Raw genomic sequence first — 14,899 nt, 5'->3', positions numbered from 1 at the left:
AGACTTGGGCGAATACCAGTGACCGTGGGTCTTCTCCTACTCGCGTTACTGGTCGCTCAAGGCGGCGCGACCGCGGAACCCCGGCCGACCATCGCACAAGCCCGTGCCAAGTTGGTGAAGCTCAACGAGCAGGCCGACGAGGTGGTCGAGAAGTACAACCAAGCCACCGAGTCGTACCAGAAGGCCAGGAAGAAGTACCAGGGTCTCAACACCGCGCTGGAACGCAAGCGCGCACGACTCGACGCCCTCCGCGAGGGTCTCGTCTCGCTGGCGGTCGGCAGCTACCAGTTCGGCGGGTTGTCCGGCATGCAGGGATTCCTCGACTCCGGCAACGCTGACGCGATGCTGAGCCGGATGACCTCCATCGACCAGATGGCCCGAACCCAGACGGAAGCGCTGCGCTCCTTCGAGGCGACCACCGTGGAGTTGCGCGCCCAGCGCGACGAGGCCAAGGTCGTGCTCGCTGAGGCGGACACGGAACGCGACAAGGTGGGCAAGGAGAAGAAGAAGGCTGATCGGCTGGTAAGAGAGCAGACAAAACTCCTGCGCCAGCTGGGTGCCTTCAATGTCGGCGACCCGAACAGTACGGGAATCGCCTACACCGGGCCCGCCTCCGGGGACGCGCGCGTGGCCCTTGAGTTCGCCTTCGCCCAGGTCGGCAAGCCGTACAGATACGGCGCCACAGGCCCCGGTTCCTACGACTGCTCGGGCTTCTCCCAGGCTTCCTGGAGAGCCGCGGGAGTCCAGCTGCCCCGCACCACCTACGAGCAGTGGGCCTGGGGTGCCGGCCGCCGAGTCCCCTTGGACGCACTGCAACCGGGCGATCTGCTGTTCAGCCGGGGATTGGGACACATGGGCATCTACGCGGGTGACGGGAAGATGGTCCACTCTCCGCAGACCGGCGACGTCGTCAAGGTGGTCACCATTGACGGCTACTGGCGAGGCCGCTTCCTCGGCGCCGTCCGCCCCTGACGAAGACATCCATGTGGGCGCATCTCTTGCGTCCTCCGCGCCTCTAACCGCCTGCGCGGACATCCCGTTCCCTCTGCTGTGACCTGTCCACAGAACGGGTGGAAGGCCGCAACCCCCGGGCAATCTTGTGCAAACCCCCGGGGGGTATGCTACGTTTCCCTGCGTTGGCATACCCCATGGGGGTAATCGAAGCCTTTCTTGATCAACCCAGCAGGAGGAATGATCGCCATGACCACCGCCACCTACACCGTCAAGGGAATGACCTGCGGTCACTGTGTCAGCTCCGTCAAGGAAGAGGTCGGGGAGATCTCTGGTATCACCGCGGTGGAGGTCGACCTGGCGAGCGGGCTCCTGACCGTGGAGAGCGATGACCCGATCGACAGTGAGCAGATCAAGGCCGCTGTCCAAGAGGCCGGATACGAAGTGGATCCGTCATGAACACCGCCGCCAAGCTGGGCGCGGCGACCTGCGGGTGGCGGCCGACGCGATCCGGCTCTCCCGCCGGACCCTCCGCACGATCAAGGGCAACCTGTTCTGGGCCTTCGCCTACAACGTGGCGGCCCTCCCGCTGGCGGCGCTCGGCCTGCTCAACCCGATGATCGCCGGCGCCGCCATGGCGTTCTCCTCGGTCTTCGTCGTCAGCAACAGCCTGCGCCTGCGCCGCTTCCGCGCAACGTGGTCCGGGTGAAGGCGGGCAGCGCGGCAGGGGGCCGAAGACCTCCCACGCTCGTACCCCCAGGGGGTAGGGACCTTCGACCCTGCCGCACGTGACGTGCGCCCATACCCGGCCCGGGCAGTCGAGAGCACGGTGGAGGCATCTCGCAAGTCCGGCCGGTGGATGGAGGAGATCACGATGATGTACTGGGGCAACGGCATGGGCGGCTGGGGCATGGTGCCCATGGCTGTCAGCGGCCTGCTCTTCTGGGGCCTGATTATCACCGGCATCGTGTTGCTGGTCCGGTCCCTGGGTGGCGGCGGCCAGCCGGACGCGGTGGCCGCCCAGACACCGACGCCGCAACAGGTGCTCGCCGACCGGTTCGCTCGCGGAGAGATCGACGAGGACGAGTACACCCAGCGCCTGCAGGTGCTGGGCGGCGCCGCGCCTTCAGCGCGGGGCACGACCGGATAGGACGGGCGTTGATGGCAACTCAGGAACGGACGAGCCGCGCGATGGCTTCAGCGGCTTCCTTGACCTTGGCGTCGGCTTCGGCTCCGCCCTTCTGGGCGGCTTCAGCGACACAGTGCGCCAGATGTTCTTCGAGCAGGGACAAGGCGAAGGACTGCAGAGCGCTCGTGGCCGCCGACACCTGCGTGAGGACGTCAATGCAGTACTTGTCATCCTCGACCATCCGCTGCAGCCCGCGGACCTGCCCCTCGACCCGCCGAAGCCGCCGCACGTGGTCCTGCTTGTTGTGCGAGTAACCGGCCATCTGTCGTCCTCCCGTTCCCACACAATGCTCAGCAGCATACCCGTGTACGGTATTTCACCGACTCATCCGATCCGTGGACGCCGCGTCGGCGTGAATGATCAGCGTTGAGGCCGGCCGATGGGCTCCATTCAGGTTCGGCCGAGGCTTACCGTGCGGGGCCCGTCAGTCTGACGGGCCCCGTTCCGGCGGGACAGATCCGCTACGCGGCGTAGGTCTCGAACTCGGCGACCTTCGGCGTGCCGGTCGAGCTGGCGATCCTGAAGGTGATCTTGCTCAGCGAGGTCGAGGCGAAGGTGATGGCGCCCGCCCCACTGCCGGATTTCAGGACGGCGCCAGTGCCGCCGTTGATGACCTGCCAGGATCCGATGCTGCCCGCGGAGCCTGACGCCTCACGGATGATGATCCTGGACACGGTCTTGGCGGAACTCCACTTGATCGAGATGTCACCGGTCGAGCCGGCCGGCGACCAGTAGGTGCTCATGTCGCCGTCCCGCACGTTGCCGTAGCTCGTCCCGTCAGCCTTGCTGGAGCCGTCGGAGCCGGCCCCGATGCTGAGGTTGGTTCCGCTGGGTGGAGGGCTGGTTGACGGAGAAGGACTAGCTGACGGAGAAGGGCTGGCTGACGGTGAGGGGCTGGCTGACGGCGTTGGGCTCGGTGTCTGCGGCGAGCAGCTGCCGTTCGACACCTGCAGACCCTTGTTGGCCCCCGCGGTCTGGCGGACGATGTTCGGCACGCAGCTGGCCCCGTCGAGGCCGTAGGAGTACGGGACGCTGACGGTGGTGTTGGACTGCGGGTTGGGGCCGGCGGGGTTGTTCTCACTGCCGGGGCTTGACCAGGTCACGTTGTCGAAGATGTTGCCGCTGACCTGCCAGTAGCCGGCCTCGCTGGTGTAGAAGGTGCCCAGGACGTCCTTGGAGTCCTTGAAGTAGTTGTTCTCCACCTTGGCGCGAGCCCCGGCCCGGGAGTTGATCCCGGACTCGTGGAGGCTCACGTAGGAGTTGTTGTAGATGTGAGCGATGCCGCCCCGCAGCAGGGGCGTACGGGAGTCGATGTTCTCGTACAGGTTGTGGTGGAACGTGATGAAGCTGTTCGAGCGGTCGCTCTCGCTGGACCCGATGAGCCCACCGCGGCCGGAGTTGCGCAGGATGCTGTAGGACAGGGTCACGTACTGGGTGTCGTCCTTCATGTCGAAGAGGCCGTCGAAGCCCTCCGACTCGCCACCCGAGGCCTCCAGGGTGACGTGATCGACCCAGATATTGCGGACGCCGCTCTCCATGCCGATGGCGTCACCACCGTTGGACGTAGGCGAACCCGACTTCTTGACGTTCCGGATGGTCACGTTCTGGAGGATGATGTTCCTGGCCTCGCGGATGTGAATGCCCAGCTGGTCGAAGACGGCCCCGTTGCCGACCCCGATGATCGTGACGTTGCTGATCTGCTTGAGCTCGATCAGGCCGGCGGCGGTGTTGCAGCTCGCGCCCGACACCTTGGTGGTGTTGCCGTGATTGATGGTCCCCTCGACCTCGATGGTGATCGGGGTGCTGCTGCTGGCCCGACCGCACAGGGCCGCATGGATCGCGGTCCCCGTGGTGGCCCGCACCGTCTGTCCGCCCGCACCGCCGGTGGTCCCGCCGTTGGCGCTCGCGTAGCCCGTGGCGCTGCCGACCGCTGCCGACGCCTGGAGTGCCGGTAAGGCCACACCTACCGCGGCCACAATGGCCGCCGTGGCCAGCGCCGCCTGAAGTCGCAATGCGACTGCTCGTCTCATCCTCTTCTCACCTTCGTCTTCGAATGCTGGGTGCGTTCTTCTCTGTCCGGTCGGCGCTGCGGGCCTGCGGCCGGATGGCTATGCCGTAGAAGTGCTGGCATACGAAATCCGCGGGGCGGCGTAGAGACCGGCGAAGTGATGCGGCGTGCTGGCCCCACGGCGAAGGGGGACGCCGAGAGCCGTACGCCGAAAAGAGTGACGGAAAGCGCTTTCCACTTAGCCGGACCATAACGGCGGCTGTCAAAAGGCGTCAATGGAAAGTGCGAATCCTGCAACAAACCTGCAACAGGCATCCGCCGGCAACCGTGAGATTCCGGTCGCGAATTAAGGTGATGGCATGGACCGCTGGCAGACCGCTTGTCCAGATCGTGCGCAGGACGTCATGACGGTGGGAGCCAGCGCGCGATCCTCTCGCGGGGGATGGTCGCGTCCACGTGCCACAACTTTCGGTCCTTGTCCCACGACGCCGGCATTCCGGCCGCTCGGGCCGCCTGCTTGAAGTCATCCTTGTCGTGGAAGGAAACGCTGACGTACAAGCGGCCGTTGATCACGGTGCCGTGTTCGGCGTGTCCTTGGGACGGCGGCCGCGCGGGGCGTTCCATCCGGGCGCGGTCGACGATGGTGCGGACGCGCCGGCAGGAGGACGGGTCGGTGATGCGCATCATCAGATCGGTGGGGCCGATGTTCGCCAGCAGGTTCAGGGAACCGTGCCACAGCACCGTCTCATCGATGATGAGGACCTTCTCGTGCATACGTTCACGCGTGGAGATCTTGCAGCCCGCCGCCTCGAGTTCCTGAACGAGTCCGTTCCTGCGCAGGTCGTCGGACTGGTCGCGGGTGTGGATGGTGACGTGCACCCCGGCCTGGATGCGCGGGCTGAGCTGCCGGAGCCACTGCCGCACGGGGTTCGGGTCGAGGAAGGCGCAGTAGATGTCGATCCCGCGCTGCGCGCGGGCGATGTCCCACGCGACGGCGCGGGGCACTTCGTCGGCGGGAAAGAAAGCGGGGCGGGCCAGTTCCTCCTCCGGCAGTCCAGCCAGGTCGGCGGCGCTGCGGAAGGGCACGAGGTCGTCCACGGACAGCAGCCGGGCATGGCGTTCCAGGTGCGCCAGCATGCGTGCGGCCTCGCTGCTCTGGTTGAGCTTGGCGTGCAGGAACCGCACATCGGCCACGACGATCAGATGGTCCTGGGCCCGGCTGAGTGCCACGTTGAGCAGGCGGCAGGTGGACGAGGACAATCCCACCTGGTCGTAGAAGTAGCCGACCTTGTCCCCGGCCCCGGCCACCGTGTCGATGATCACGAGCGGCCGCTGGCTGCCCTGGAACCGGTGGACCGTGTCGACGAGCCCGTCGTATTCCGCGCCGAACCGGTAGGTCAGGCTGTCGCGAAGCGCTCTCACCTGATCCTTGTACGGGGAGATCACGGCCATCAGGTCGGTCGGCCGGGTGCCGGTCGACTTGCGGGCGGGCAGCACCTGATCGAATTGCAGCCCGCGGATGAGCTCGTGGATGACGGCTTCGTGGACGGTGTTCGTCTTGTGCCCGTTGGCGCGGTTCTCGTTGGGCAGGCGGCGCGGCGTGGTGTCGACGAGGATCAGCGGCCCGTCGAGCAGTGCTGACGCGGGAAGCCGACCGGCGTCGCCGCGGCCGGTGCGGAGCGGCGAGTCGGGGTAGGCGACCGTGTTGACGATCTCGCAGATCGCCGGGCGCATGCGGTACTGGGTGTCCAGGCACACCATCCGCGGGTCGTCGCGGCGAGCCGTACCGGCCTGGTCCACGAGTCCGGCTGTGGTGAACGGGTCGCGGTCCATCCAGAGGCGGGCGTGCTCGCGGTCCTGGGCGGAGGCTTTGCGATCTCCGGGGGACTTGGTCACCGCGGGGAGTTGCCGGAAGTCGCCCGCGACGACGACTCTGCGGGTGGCGAGCCCGGCCGCGCACCAGGCGGACGGGGTGTTCACCATCCCGGCCTCATCGATGATCACGACATCGACCGAATCCAGCAGCCTGCGAGACTGTACGGCCTTGGCCACGGTTGTCCCCATCACCTGGCAATTCCGGCGAACCACCTCGGCGATCTTCTGGAGTTCGCTCTCCAACGCGGTGACCTGCTCCTGCAACCGGTCGGCGGCCTCCCGCAGCGGGCCACGGCCGGGAATGCCGCGCAGCCGATCGAAGGCGGCCGTCACCTTCGGCTGGAGTCGGTCAGCCTCGTCCCCGTTTTGCTGCCGAGCCCGGAGAGCCCCGTCCAGCTGCTGCTGAAGAGCGGCCAGTCCGCTGCTCAGCTCCCAGTGAAGACGGCCAAGATGATCGAGTTTGGCCTGCTTCTTCTTGGCGAAGAGCCCGGACGGCGTGCCGATCTCCCGGATCTCGTATTCGGTTTTCGCCAGCGTGGCTTGGGCGGCCTGGATCCGCTCGTGAAGCAGGATCGCGTCTCGGGCCGCCGCGTCACGCCGCGTGCACAGGTCCGTCAGCTCGCGTCGCAGGTTCTCGGCCTCGTCATGGCGGGCCAGGTCCCGGCGCGCGGCCTCCAGGCTGGTTCGCGCCTGGTCGAGCTGGGCCGTGAGCGAGGCGGAAAGCCGCAGGGCGATCTTGGCCGGGTCGATCTGCTCGCCGAACTTCCCCGCCAGCGACGCGAGCTCGATCTCACCGGCCCGCTGGACCAGACCCGCGTCGAAGGCCTCCTCGCCGGACAGCAGGTCACAGATGCGCTCAAGCGCCTGATCCACCGCGACCTTGGTCGGGGCCACGAACAGCACCCGCATCCCCTGCCGGTAACAGCCTTCGACGACGCAGCTCACGACATCGGTCTTGCCGGTTCCCGGCGGTCCCCAGATGAAGGTCAGCTCGCTGCCCAGGGCCTGTTCGATCGCTCGGCGCTGTCCGGGGTTGAGCTGACGTGAGCCGTACTCGCGGATGTAGTCCTGCGGGGTGGCGCAGTGTCCGATGCGCGGCCGTCCCTGGCCGACAATCCATCCCGCCGTGGTGAGGTTGACCAGTCCGTCGGCGCGGCCGGCGGACTCCAGCCGCTCGGCCACGGTGGCCCAGCCGGCCGTTTCGTCCTGGCGTAGCTGGGCGTTCTCACCGTTCAGGTCCGCTGCGGTACGGACCTTGATCTTGCCGTCGGGCATCCGGGACGTTTCCGCGGGAGTCCACGCCTCGCGGGAGCGCGATGATCGCACCAGCAGCTTGTCCCCGGCGAACGCCGGCTGCCAAGCCCGGCAGGAGAAGAGGTATTCCCGGGTTTCCCCCGTGCCGCCGATTCTGCGGCCCGCGGTCAGGGAAAGCTTCTCCCCGTCCCCATCACTCCGCAGTTCCGCGACGATTTCCAGTTGTACGGCCCGCAGGAGTTCTTCGGCGGGGAAGGGTTTGTGCCGCGAGCCTGTCATCGCACTCCGGGGAGATAGAGAGACCAACATGGCGGTGCGGAAAAGGACTTTACCCATTCCGCGTACCGCTGACCCGCTCAATCCAACCCCACCGAGCGAAATTCGGTGCCGATGAGACCGCGCCCCGGGCATTCTTGACGTAATGCGTCATCACATTCGACACCATCGCGGTATGCACATGCCGTTAAGGGCTCACGGTTAACCGACGTCAGGGCCTGTCGGCACTGCCACGCGCTAGTACGGCACTGCGTGGCATCGCCGGCTCGGCCAGGAGCGGAGGAAGAAAGGGGAGTCTGCTGTAGTGCCGGGCGCGTGGCCCGGCTCGCAGACTGGACGCCATGCGGGAACGATGGAGAGATGTGTGGCGCGGTGGCAGGTACTTGTTGCTCGGCCTGCCGGGTGCCATCGCGACGATGTTGGTGCCGCCGCTCCTCGCAGCGGCGGCACTGTCCACTGGCCTGGCCGGCGCCGGCCTGGTGATTTTCCCGCGGGCTCTGGTCGCCCTGCGGCGGTGGGCGGAGTGGAATCGCCGCCGTGCCGCCGGGTTGCTCGGCGTGCCGGTGTCCTCCAGATATGTGTCGCTGAGCCAGGGCATTCGCGCGCAATGGCGTCAGGTGCTGGACGACCCTGAGACCCGACGAGACATCGGATGGGTGTGGCGGCATATCGCCACCGGCATCCCCGCCGGCCTTGCCGCGCTGGCCTGCATCGGCACCGCCGTGTTCACCGTCGTCGCGGCGTCCCTGTGGTGGCTGTTTCCAGCCGACGCGCCGCTCCGGCTGCTGACGGCCATCCCCGTGACCAGCTGGAGCTGGGCACTGGCCCTGGGGGGCGGGCAGATCGTGATCTCGGGTCTGGTGGCGTTCTGGGCGGTGCCGAAATTGGCGCGCTTCCACGCGCGCACCTGTCTGGCCGCGCTCGAGCCTTCGGACGCCGACCAGCTCGCCGAGCGTGTCGGCGAGCTGAGCGAGAGCCGGGCGGGCGTGCTGGATGCCCACGGGGCCGAGCTGCGCCGCATCGAGCGGGATCTGCACGACGGCACGCAGGCCCGGCTGGTGGCCATCGCCATGCAGTTGGGCATGGCCAGAGAGACGCTCCCCGAGGGCTCCGAGCCACTGGCGGAGCTGCTGCGACATGCCCACGAGGGGGCAGAGGAGGCCATGTCGGAGCTGCGTGATGTGATCCGTACGATGTATCCGCCGATCCTCGCCGATCGAGGGCTGGCCGGCGCGCTCGCGGCGCTCGGCGCGCGATCGGGGGTGCCCGCCGAGGTCGACCTCGGCGAGGTTGGCAGGTTGCCCGCCGCGGTGGAGGCCGCCGCCTACTTCATCGTCGCCGAGACGCTCGCCAACGCGGCCAAGCACAGTTGCGCGACCAGGGTGCTCGTGCGGCTCACCCGTGCCGGTGACAGTCTGCTGATCGAGGTCACCGACGACGGGATAGGCGGCGTGGCGGAGGCACGCGGGACCGGCGTGATCGGAATCCGGCGCCGCGCCGCGGCGCTCGACGGAACCGTACTCGTCACCAGTCCGGTGGGCGGCCCGACCTCCATCACGGTGGAGCTGCCGTGCGGGTTGTGATCGCTGAGGACAACATCCTGCTTTCGGCGGGAATGGAGTACCTGCTTGCCGCCAAAGGCTTCGAGGTCGCCGAAGTCGCCACCGACGGGCCGGGATTCATCGCGGCGGTCCAGCGCCACCGGCCAGATGTCACGATCGTCGATGTCCGGCTCCCCCCGTCCTTCCGCGACGAGGGCATCCACGCCGCGCTCGAGATTCGCCGCGCCCGGCCTGGTCTGCCGGTTCTGGTCCTGTCGCAGTACGTCGAGCAGGTGTATGCGAAGGAACTGCTTTCCGACGGTCACGGAGCGGTTGGTTACCTGCTCAAAGACCGGGTGAGCCGGGTGAGCGAGTTCGTCGACGCCCTGCACCGGGTCGCCAAGGGCGGCATGGTCATGGACCCCGAGGTCATCGCCCAGCTCATGACCACCAGCCAGGGAAAGAACACCATCCAGACGCTCACCAGGCGTGAACGCGAAGTCCTCGCCCTGATGGCACAAGGTCTCGGCAACACCGCCATCGGCGAGCACCTGGTGATCACCGACAACGCGGTACACAAACACATCGGCAACATCTTCGCCAAACTCGGCCTACCCCCCACCGACAGCGGCCACCGCCGCGTACTCGCCGTCCTCACCTTCCTCAACAACCAGCCATGACGACGGCCAACGTCGCGTATCCGCCCAGGTGGTCACCCCACTAGATGTCACGGCGCTGTTGCCTACGACCTCCGCGGGCCTCAGGCCAGACCGAGCTCCTTGGCGGCGGTGGCCGATGAAACAGTTTTCCGTCCATCGGTGAAGGAGGGCGACCGTCCAAGCTACGGAAGGCGGGCGATGATACGAAAGACCCGGATATGGCCGCGGTGACCCGGGCGCTGGCAGCCGAGGAGGTCAGCGATGCGGCGATCATCGAGCATTCCTTGGTCTACCTCGTGGAGGAGCGCTCGTACCAGAGCTGGGCTTCATTCGCCTACTGGGGCCTGCTGACCGCGCTGGTCGGGGCGTCGCTCGTCACCGCTCGCCAAACTCGGGCAAGGGCCTAGCGCTCCCACTCGGCCCGGTTGCCTTTCATCTGATCCAGAAATTGTCGTACGGACTGTCTATGGTCCCGGAACATGGGCGCGAAGACATGGCACCTCGACGAGGTCTTCCTACGCTGAGGGCGACCGATCAATTCGTACTGGGCGACCTGGTCTACGTCGGTGGGACCACCCGCGCCATCGTCCAGCCGAAATACCGATTTGTCGCGATCACGGCGGCTAGGACCACCGGGCGCCGGGAAAAGCGGAAAGTGTCCGTTATGTTCGGCCGAGGCTCCAGGTTCGGAGGATTCTGTCCTCGCCGGCCGTCACGACGATGGGGCGGCCGGCGAACTCGGTCAGTGTCAGTGTGCTGGTCGCGCCGTTGGGGCCGGAACCCAGGGTTCCGATGGTCTCGCCGTCGTCGAGGTTCCAGATTCGGACGGTGATGTCGGAGCCTGCCGGGTTGTGGGCGACGACCGCGATGGGCACATCGCCGAGTTGGCCCGCGGTGAGGGCGGCGGTGCCCCGGTCGTCGGGGCTCCGGTCGCTGAAGGTCCACTGTTTCTTGCGCTTGCCGGTGGCCAGGTCATAGACGCGCAGGGTGGCGTCCAGATGGGTGGAGACGAGGACGGGTTTGCCGTTCACCTGGCCGCAGGCCAGCAGTTCGATGCCGCCGATCTCGCCGGTGCGGAACGAGCGTGTCAGCTTTCCCGTCGACAGGTTCCAGACCCGGATTCGTTCGCCGCCGTCTCCTGTGATGAGCACGTCGTTCTGGCCGAGTCTGCCGAATGTCAGGCCTCTGACACCCTGGAAGTGTTCGGTGATCGTCGCGCCGATCTGCTTGCCGGTGGCGATGTCCCAGAGCCGTACGACGCTGTAGAGGTCGGTCATGCCGTCGTACTTCTGCGAGACCGCGATCGCCCGGTCGCCGATCGAGACGGCGATGATGGGGTCGCTGGCCCGGTGCGAGGCATGTTCGGCACCCGTCTGGGTCCACAGCCGCATCCCGCCGTCGGCGTGGCCGGAGGCCGTCACCGGCGTCCCGCTGACGACGCCGGACGCCACCGAGGTCACCGAGCCTCCGCCGTCGCCGAGTTCGGTGACCGCCGTGGCCGTGTTCATGTCCCATAACAGTGCCGTTCCCTTGGCCGTACCGCAGACGACGGTGGCCCCGGCGGCGGCGAGGGCGGTGGGCGCACCGCTGCCCGCGGTCAGGGTGACGGGGTCCTTGACCTGCGCGCCGAAGGGCTCGGGCGAGGCGGCCGGGGTCGGCGAGGAGCTGGGGGAAGCGGATGAGGATGTGGACAGGGAGGAATCGCTGCCCTGTTTGGTGCTTCCTGGCGGATTGACCTGTTCACCGCCCGGGGAGAAGAGACCACTTCCTGGCCGGAGAACGGCGAAGGCGGAGACCGCCGCCGCGGCGGCCGCGACGGCGCCGCCGATCAGGACCCGCCGGCTGACCTGCCTGGGCGAGACCTCCTCTTCCGGCGCCGGTGAAGGCTCCGGGAACGGCCCGGCTGACGGCCCTGTGCGCCTGATCAGCTGTCGTAGCAGGTCGGCCGCGACCGGCCGGGCGGCGGGATCCTTGGCCAGGCACGCCTGGATCGAGTCCACCAGATGAGGGGGCATGCCGGAGAGATCGGGCGAGCCGCTCAGGACGCCGTTCACGATGGCGGGGACCGTGTCCCCCGGGAAGGGCTGGCGGCCGGTGGCGGCGTACACCATCGTGCCCGCCCAGCTGAACAGGTCGGACGCGGGTCCGACGCGCTCGCCCCTGAACTGCTCCGGCGACATGTAGGTGGGCGTGCCGATCGGCCCCGAGGCCTGCGTCGTGGAGTCGAACGCCTTGGCGATGCCGAAGTCAATGACGATCGGACCTTCCGGTCCTACCAGGACATTGGCCGGTTTGAAGTCGCGGTGCACGATCCCGGCCTCGTGGATGGCGACCAGCGCCGCCAGGGTGGAGATCGCGAGCCGGTCCAGCGCGCCGCCCGTGCGCGGGCCCGAGGACTGTACGAACGCCTGCAGCGTGTCCCCGGCGACGTACTCGCTCACGATGTACGGACGCTCGTCCAGCATCCCGACATCCAGCACCGCGGCCGTGTGGACCGCACCCACCCTGCGCGCCGCCTCCACCTCACGCAGGAAACCCTTCCGCACGTCGTCATCGCGGCTCAGGTGACTGTGGATCAGTTTGACGGCGACCTCGCGCCCGGTCTCGCCGACCCCGCGATAGACCACTCCCTGCCCACCGGAGCCGAGCACACCGACAAGCCGGTAGTCACCGATCCGCTCAGGATCACCCGGCCGGAGCGGGCGAACATCCGGCATCCCGCTCCCTCCCCTATTGCTTCGGCGATCCACACGATACTTCCGCAAACCCTCAACCGCCGAACCACCATCACCTCGGGATCGCATGCAGGTTGTTGTCCCTGCCGACGTGGTCTACGGATCAGCTGCCGCGTAGGTAGGACACGATCATCTCTCCGAGCATTCGGCGCTGCTTGGCGCGATGCTGGGGTGCGGTCATCTCGCGGCCGAACAGGGCGCCGAAGGTGTGCTGGTTGGCGACGCGGAAGACGCAGAAGGCGCTGATCATCATGTGGACGTCGATGGCGTCGGCCTCGGTGTCGAATTCGCCGCTGACGCGGCCCGCTTCCAGGATGCGGGTGATGAGGTCCAGGACCGGGGTGCCGAGGTTGGCGAGGACCTCGGATTTACGGATGTGCTCGCCTCGGTGAATGTTCTCGATGGCGACCAGTTTGATGAACTCGCGGTGGGCGTCATGGTGGTCGAAGGTGAGTTCGGCGAGGGTGCGGATGGCCGCGGTGGGGGCCAGGTGGGCCACGTCCACGGTTCGTTCGACCGTGCGGACTTCGGTGTACGCCTTTTCCAGGACCGCGATGTAGAGCTGCTCCTTGCTGCCGAAGTAGTAGTAGATCATGCGTTTGGTGGTGCGGGTCAGATCGGCGATCTCGTCTACCCGGGCTCCGGCGTATCCGTCGCGCGCGAAGACCCGCTGGGCGACCTCCAGGATTTCGGCGCGGGTCCGGTCGGCGTCGCGTTGGCGGGCCGCGCTGGGGCGAGTGCCGGACGGGGAGGTCATGGCGCCCATCCTACTGAGGCGTCATCGGTCCCCTGGAGTGCTGGACGGCCAGGCGGACGGGGGCGTTGACGGCGCCGTAGCCCTGGTAGCCGCCGACGCGCTGGACGAGTTCGAAGAAGACCCGGCCGATGGTGATCGTGTAGAGGTGCAGGAATTCGCCGTGGTCGTCGCGGTCGTACATGATGCCGAGGGCGCGATGGTCGAATGGCAGGTCGTAGCGGGCGTCGAGGTCGTCGTGGTAGTTGGCGGGGATCTCCAGGAGCAGGTCGGGGGGCAGGGCGCGGGCGGTGGCGACGAGGTCGTCGCAGGCCAGGGCGATGTGCTGGGTGGGGATGCCCTGGACCTGGGTGATGTTGAGGACCATGCGCACCGGGCCGGCGCTCATGGCGCGGCTGCGGAGCAGGCCGTATGGGTCGGGGACCTCGAGGCTCGGTTGCGGGCACAGGGCGAGGACGCTGCGGTAGAAGAGGGCGGCCTCGTCGAAGTGGTGCCAGGGCTGGGTGAGGGCGACGTGATCGATATGGGTGATATGCCCGGAACGCGGGACGGTGGTCGGAGGGCAGAAGACGATCTGGGTTCCGTCGGGGGCGGCGATGGCGTGTTCGCCGGGGAGGACGGTGGCCCGCAGCGTTCGGGCGCGCGTCAGGGCGGCATCCGGGTCGGGGCTTTCCAGGCCGATCGCCGCGAGCTCGGGTTCTCCGGACGCCGTGCGCAGGACGATACGGGCGGCGCCTTGTTCCCAGCGCTGAGCGTCCGTGCGTACGAAACCGAGCGCGGCCAGCAACTCGCCCAGCCGGGCCGGATCCGCGACGGCCAGCTCAGCGAAGGCCAACCCGGTCGGGACGACCGGTTCTGGAAGCCCCAGGGCGATCAGTGATCGCATCCCGTCCAGGGCGGTACGGCCCGCGTCGGCCTGCCGGAACACGTCGTTGAAGACCTCCAGCGACAGCGGCCCCGAATACCCGGCGCGGAGCACGTGACCGACCAGGCCGCGCACGTCGAGCATGCCCTGACCAGGGAAGCAACGGTAGTGCCTGCTCCACTGCAGGACGTCCATGGCGAGTATCGGCGCGTCCGCGAGCTGCACGAAGAAGATCTTTTCGCCGGGGATGGCCTCGATGCCGATCGGGTCGAAGCCGCGGGACAAGATGTGGAAGCTATCCAGGCAGGTGCCCAGGTTCGGGTGGTCGGCCAGGTGCACGATGCGCCAGGCGTGCAGGTAGTCGTCGACGTGGCGCCCCCAGGCCAGGGCCTCGTACGCGATCCGGATGCCGTACTCGGCGGCCAGGGACGCCAGCGACCGCAATTGCTCGGCGGCCAGCTCGTCGGAACCGATCGCGGCCGGCGACACGTTCGAGCAGACCAGCAGCAGATCGGCCCCGAGCTGGCGCATGAGGCGGAACTTGTGGTCGGCCCGGCGGAGATTCGCGGCCAGGAGGTCGGCCGGCATGGCTTCGAAGTCGCGGAACGGCTGGTAGAGATCGATGCTCAAGCCGAGATCGGCGGCCCGCACCCGGACCTCGGCGGGCGACATCGGCGACGCGAGCAGATCGTTCTCGAAGATCTCAACGCCGTCGAATCCGGCGGCGGCTATCGCGGTGAGCTTCTCCGCCAGAGTGCCGCCGACCGACACGGTCGCGATGGACGTCCGCAT

At 67.7% G+C, this 14,899-nt stretch carries 12 protein-coding genes and 1 pseudogene; 7 read left to right on the top strand and 6 right to left on the bottom strand.

Annotated elements, in window-relative coordinates; translation table 11 throughout:
• From Amac_RS49700 to Amac_RS49685, 4 genes and pseudogenes are all read left to right on the top strand, one after another.
• Positions 1-972: C40 family peptidase (locus Amac_RS49700; RefSeq protein WP_307729860.1), on the top strand; the 972-nt coding region annotated here is incomplete at its 5' end.
• Positions 973-1,200: 228 nt separating this feature from the next.
• Positions 1,201-1,410, top strand: coding sequence for a heavy-metal-associated domain-containing protein (locus Amac_RS49695; RefSeq protein WP_155361420.1), 210 nt, complete (start codon positions 1,201-1,203; stop codon positions 1,408-1,410).
• A 19-nt stretch (positions 1,411-1,429) separates the two neighbouring features.
• Positions 1,430-1,660 (top strand): annotated as a pseudogene (locus Amac_RS49690) (hypothetical protein); the annotation flags it as partial.
• A 120-nt stretch (positions 1,661-1,780) separates the two neighbouring features.
• A complete protein-coding gene (locus Amac_RS49685) occupies positions 1,781-2,101 on the top strand; it encodes an SHOCT domain-containing protein (RefSeq protein WP_218041749.1) in 321 nt (106 codons plus the stop codon).
• A 19-nt stretch (positions 2,102-2,120) separates the two neighbouring features.
• Here the strand turns inward: Amac_RS49685 and Amac_RS49680 are convergent, their stop codons facing one another.
• The 3 genes from Amac_RS49680 to Amac_RS49670 form a co-directional block, all read right to left on the bottom strand.
• Positions 2,121-2,402, bottom strand: a complete 282-nt coding sequence (locus tag Amac_RS49680; RefSeq protein WP_155361416.1) for a metal-sensitive transcriptional regulator — start codon at positions 2,400-2,402, stop codon at positions 2,121-2,123.
• 199 nt (positions 2,403-2,601) lie between these two features.
• The gene (locus Amac_RS49675) at positions 2,602-4,170 is read right to left on the bottom strand and encodes a pectate lyase family protein (RefSeq protein WP_155361415.1); all 1,569 of its coding nucleotides are present in this window, start codon (positions 4,168-4,170) and stop codon (positions 2,602-2,604) included.
• A 380-nt stretch (positions 4,171-4,550) separates the two neighbouring features.
• A complete protein-coding gene (locus Amac_RS49670; RefSeq protein WP_155361414.1) occupies positions 4,551-7,556 on the bottom strand; it encodes an AAA domain-containing protein in 3,006 nt (1,001 codons plus the stop codon).
• Positions 7,557-7,894: 338 nt separating this feature from the next.
• Here Amac_RS49670 and Amac_RS49665 point away from each other — a divergent pair, with 338 nt between their 5' ends.
• From Amac_RS49665 to Amac_RS49655, 3 genes are all read left to right on the top strand, one after another.
• A complete protein-coding gene (locus Amac_RS49665; RefSeq protein WP_155361413.1) occupies positions 7,895-9,136 on the top strand; it encodes a sensor histidine kinase in 1,242 nt (413 codons plus the stop codon).
• Complete coding sequence (locus Amac_RS49660) at positions 9,124-9,774, top strand: response regulator transcription factor (RefSeq protein ID WP_155361412.1); 651 nt, start codon at positions 9,124-9,126, stop codon at positions 9,772-9,774. Before Amac_RS49665 ends, Amac_RS49660 begins: the two co-directional genes overlap by 13 nt.
• 197 nt (positions 9,775-9,971) lie before the next feature.
• The gene (locus tag Amac_RS49655; protein ID WP_155361411.1) at positions 9,972-10,160 is read left to right on the top strand and encodes a hypothetical protein; all 189 of its coding nucleotides are present in this window, start codon (positions 9,972-9,974) and stop codon (positions 10,158-10,160) included.
• 255 nt (positions 10,161-10,415) lie between these two features.
• Here the strand turns inward: Amac_RS49655 and Amac_RS49650 are convergent, their stop codons facing one another.
• From Amac_RS49650 to Amac_RS49640, 3 genes are all read right to left on the bottom strand, one after another.
• Positions 10,416-12,470 (bottom strand): WD40 repeat domain-containing serine/threonine protein kinase, encoded by a 2,055-nt coding sequence (locus Amac_RS49650; protein ID WP_170323052.1) that lies wholly within the window; start codon positions 12,468-12,470, stop codon positions 10,416-10,418.
• A 121-nt stretch (positions 12,471-12,591) separates the two neighbouring features.
• Positions 12,592-13,245 carry a TetR/AcrR family transcriptional regulator gene (locus Amac_RS49645; protein WP_155361409.1) on the bottom strand — a complete coding sequence of 218 codons (654 nt, stop codon included), beginning with the start codon at positions 13,243-13,245 and terminating at the stop codon, positions 12,592-12,594.
• A gap of 10 nt (positions 13,246-13,255) precedes the next feature.
• A complete protein-coding gene (locus Amac_RS49640; RefSeq protein WP_155361408.1) occupies positions 13,256-14,899 on the bottom strand; it encodes a sugar phosphate isomerase/epimerase and 4-hydroxyphenylpyruvate domain-containing protein in 1,644 nt (547 codons plus the stop codon).

Source organism: Acrocarpospora macrocephala (genome assembly GCF_009687865.1).
Lineage (GTDB): Bacteria > Actinomycetota > Actinomycetes > Streptosporangiales > Streptosporangiaceae > Acrocarpospora > Acrocarpospora macrocephala.
The sequence above is the reverse complement of the archived record's forward strand: the minus strand, read 5'-3'. Positions and strand labels throughout refer to the sequence as shown.

Excerpts from the sequence above, each read along its gene's own strand:
- Amac_RS49670 (WP_155361414.1), bottom strand. The coding sequence starts at position 7,556 with ATGACAGGCTCGCGGCACAAACCCTTCCCCGCCGAAGAACTCCTGCGG.
- Amac_RS49650 (WP_170323052.1), bottom strand. The coding sequence starts at position 12,470 with ATGCCGGATGTTCGCCCGCTCCGGCCGGGTGATCCTGAGCGGATCGGT.
- Amac_RS49645 (WP_155361409.1), bottom strand. The coding sequence starts at position 13,245 with ATGACCTCCCCGTCCGGCACTCGCCCCAGCGCGGCCCGCCAACGCGAC.
- Amac_RS49640 (WP_155361408.1), bottom strand. The coding sequence starts at position 14,899 with ATGCGGACGTCCATCGCGACCGTGTCGGTCGGCGGCACTCTGGCGGAG.
- Amac_RS49665 (WP_155361413.1), top strand. The coding sequence starts at position 7,895 with ATGCGGGAACGATGGAGAGATGTGTGGCGCGGTGGCAGGTACTTGTTG.
- Amac_RS49680 (WP_155361416.1), bottom strand. The coding sequence starts at position 2,402 with ATGGCCGGTTACTCGCACAACAAGCAGGACCACGTGCGGCGGCTTCGG.
- Amac_RS49675 (WP_155361415.1), bottom strand. The coding sequence starts at position 4,170 with ATGAGACGAGCAGTCGCATTGCGACTTCAGGCGGCGCTGGCCACGGCG.
- Amac_RS49695 (WP_155361420.1), top strand. The coding sequence starts at position 1,201 with ATGACCACCGCCACCTACACCGTCAAGGGAATGACCTGCGGTCACTGT.
- Amac_RS49655 (WP_155361411.1), top strand. The coding sequence starts at position 9,972 with ATGGCCGCGGTGACCCGGGCGCTGGCAGCCGAGGAGGTCAGCGATGCG.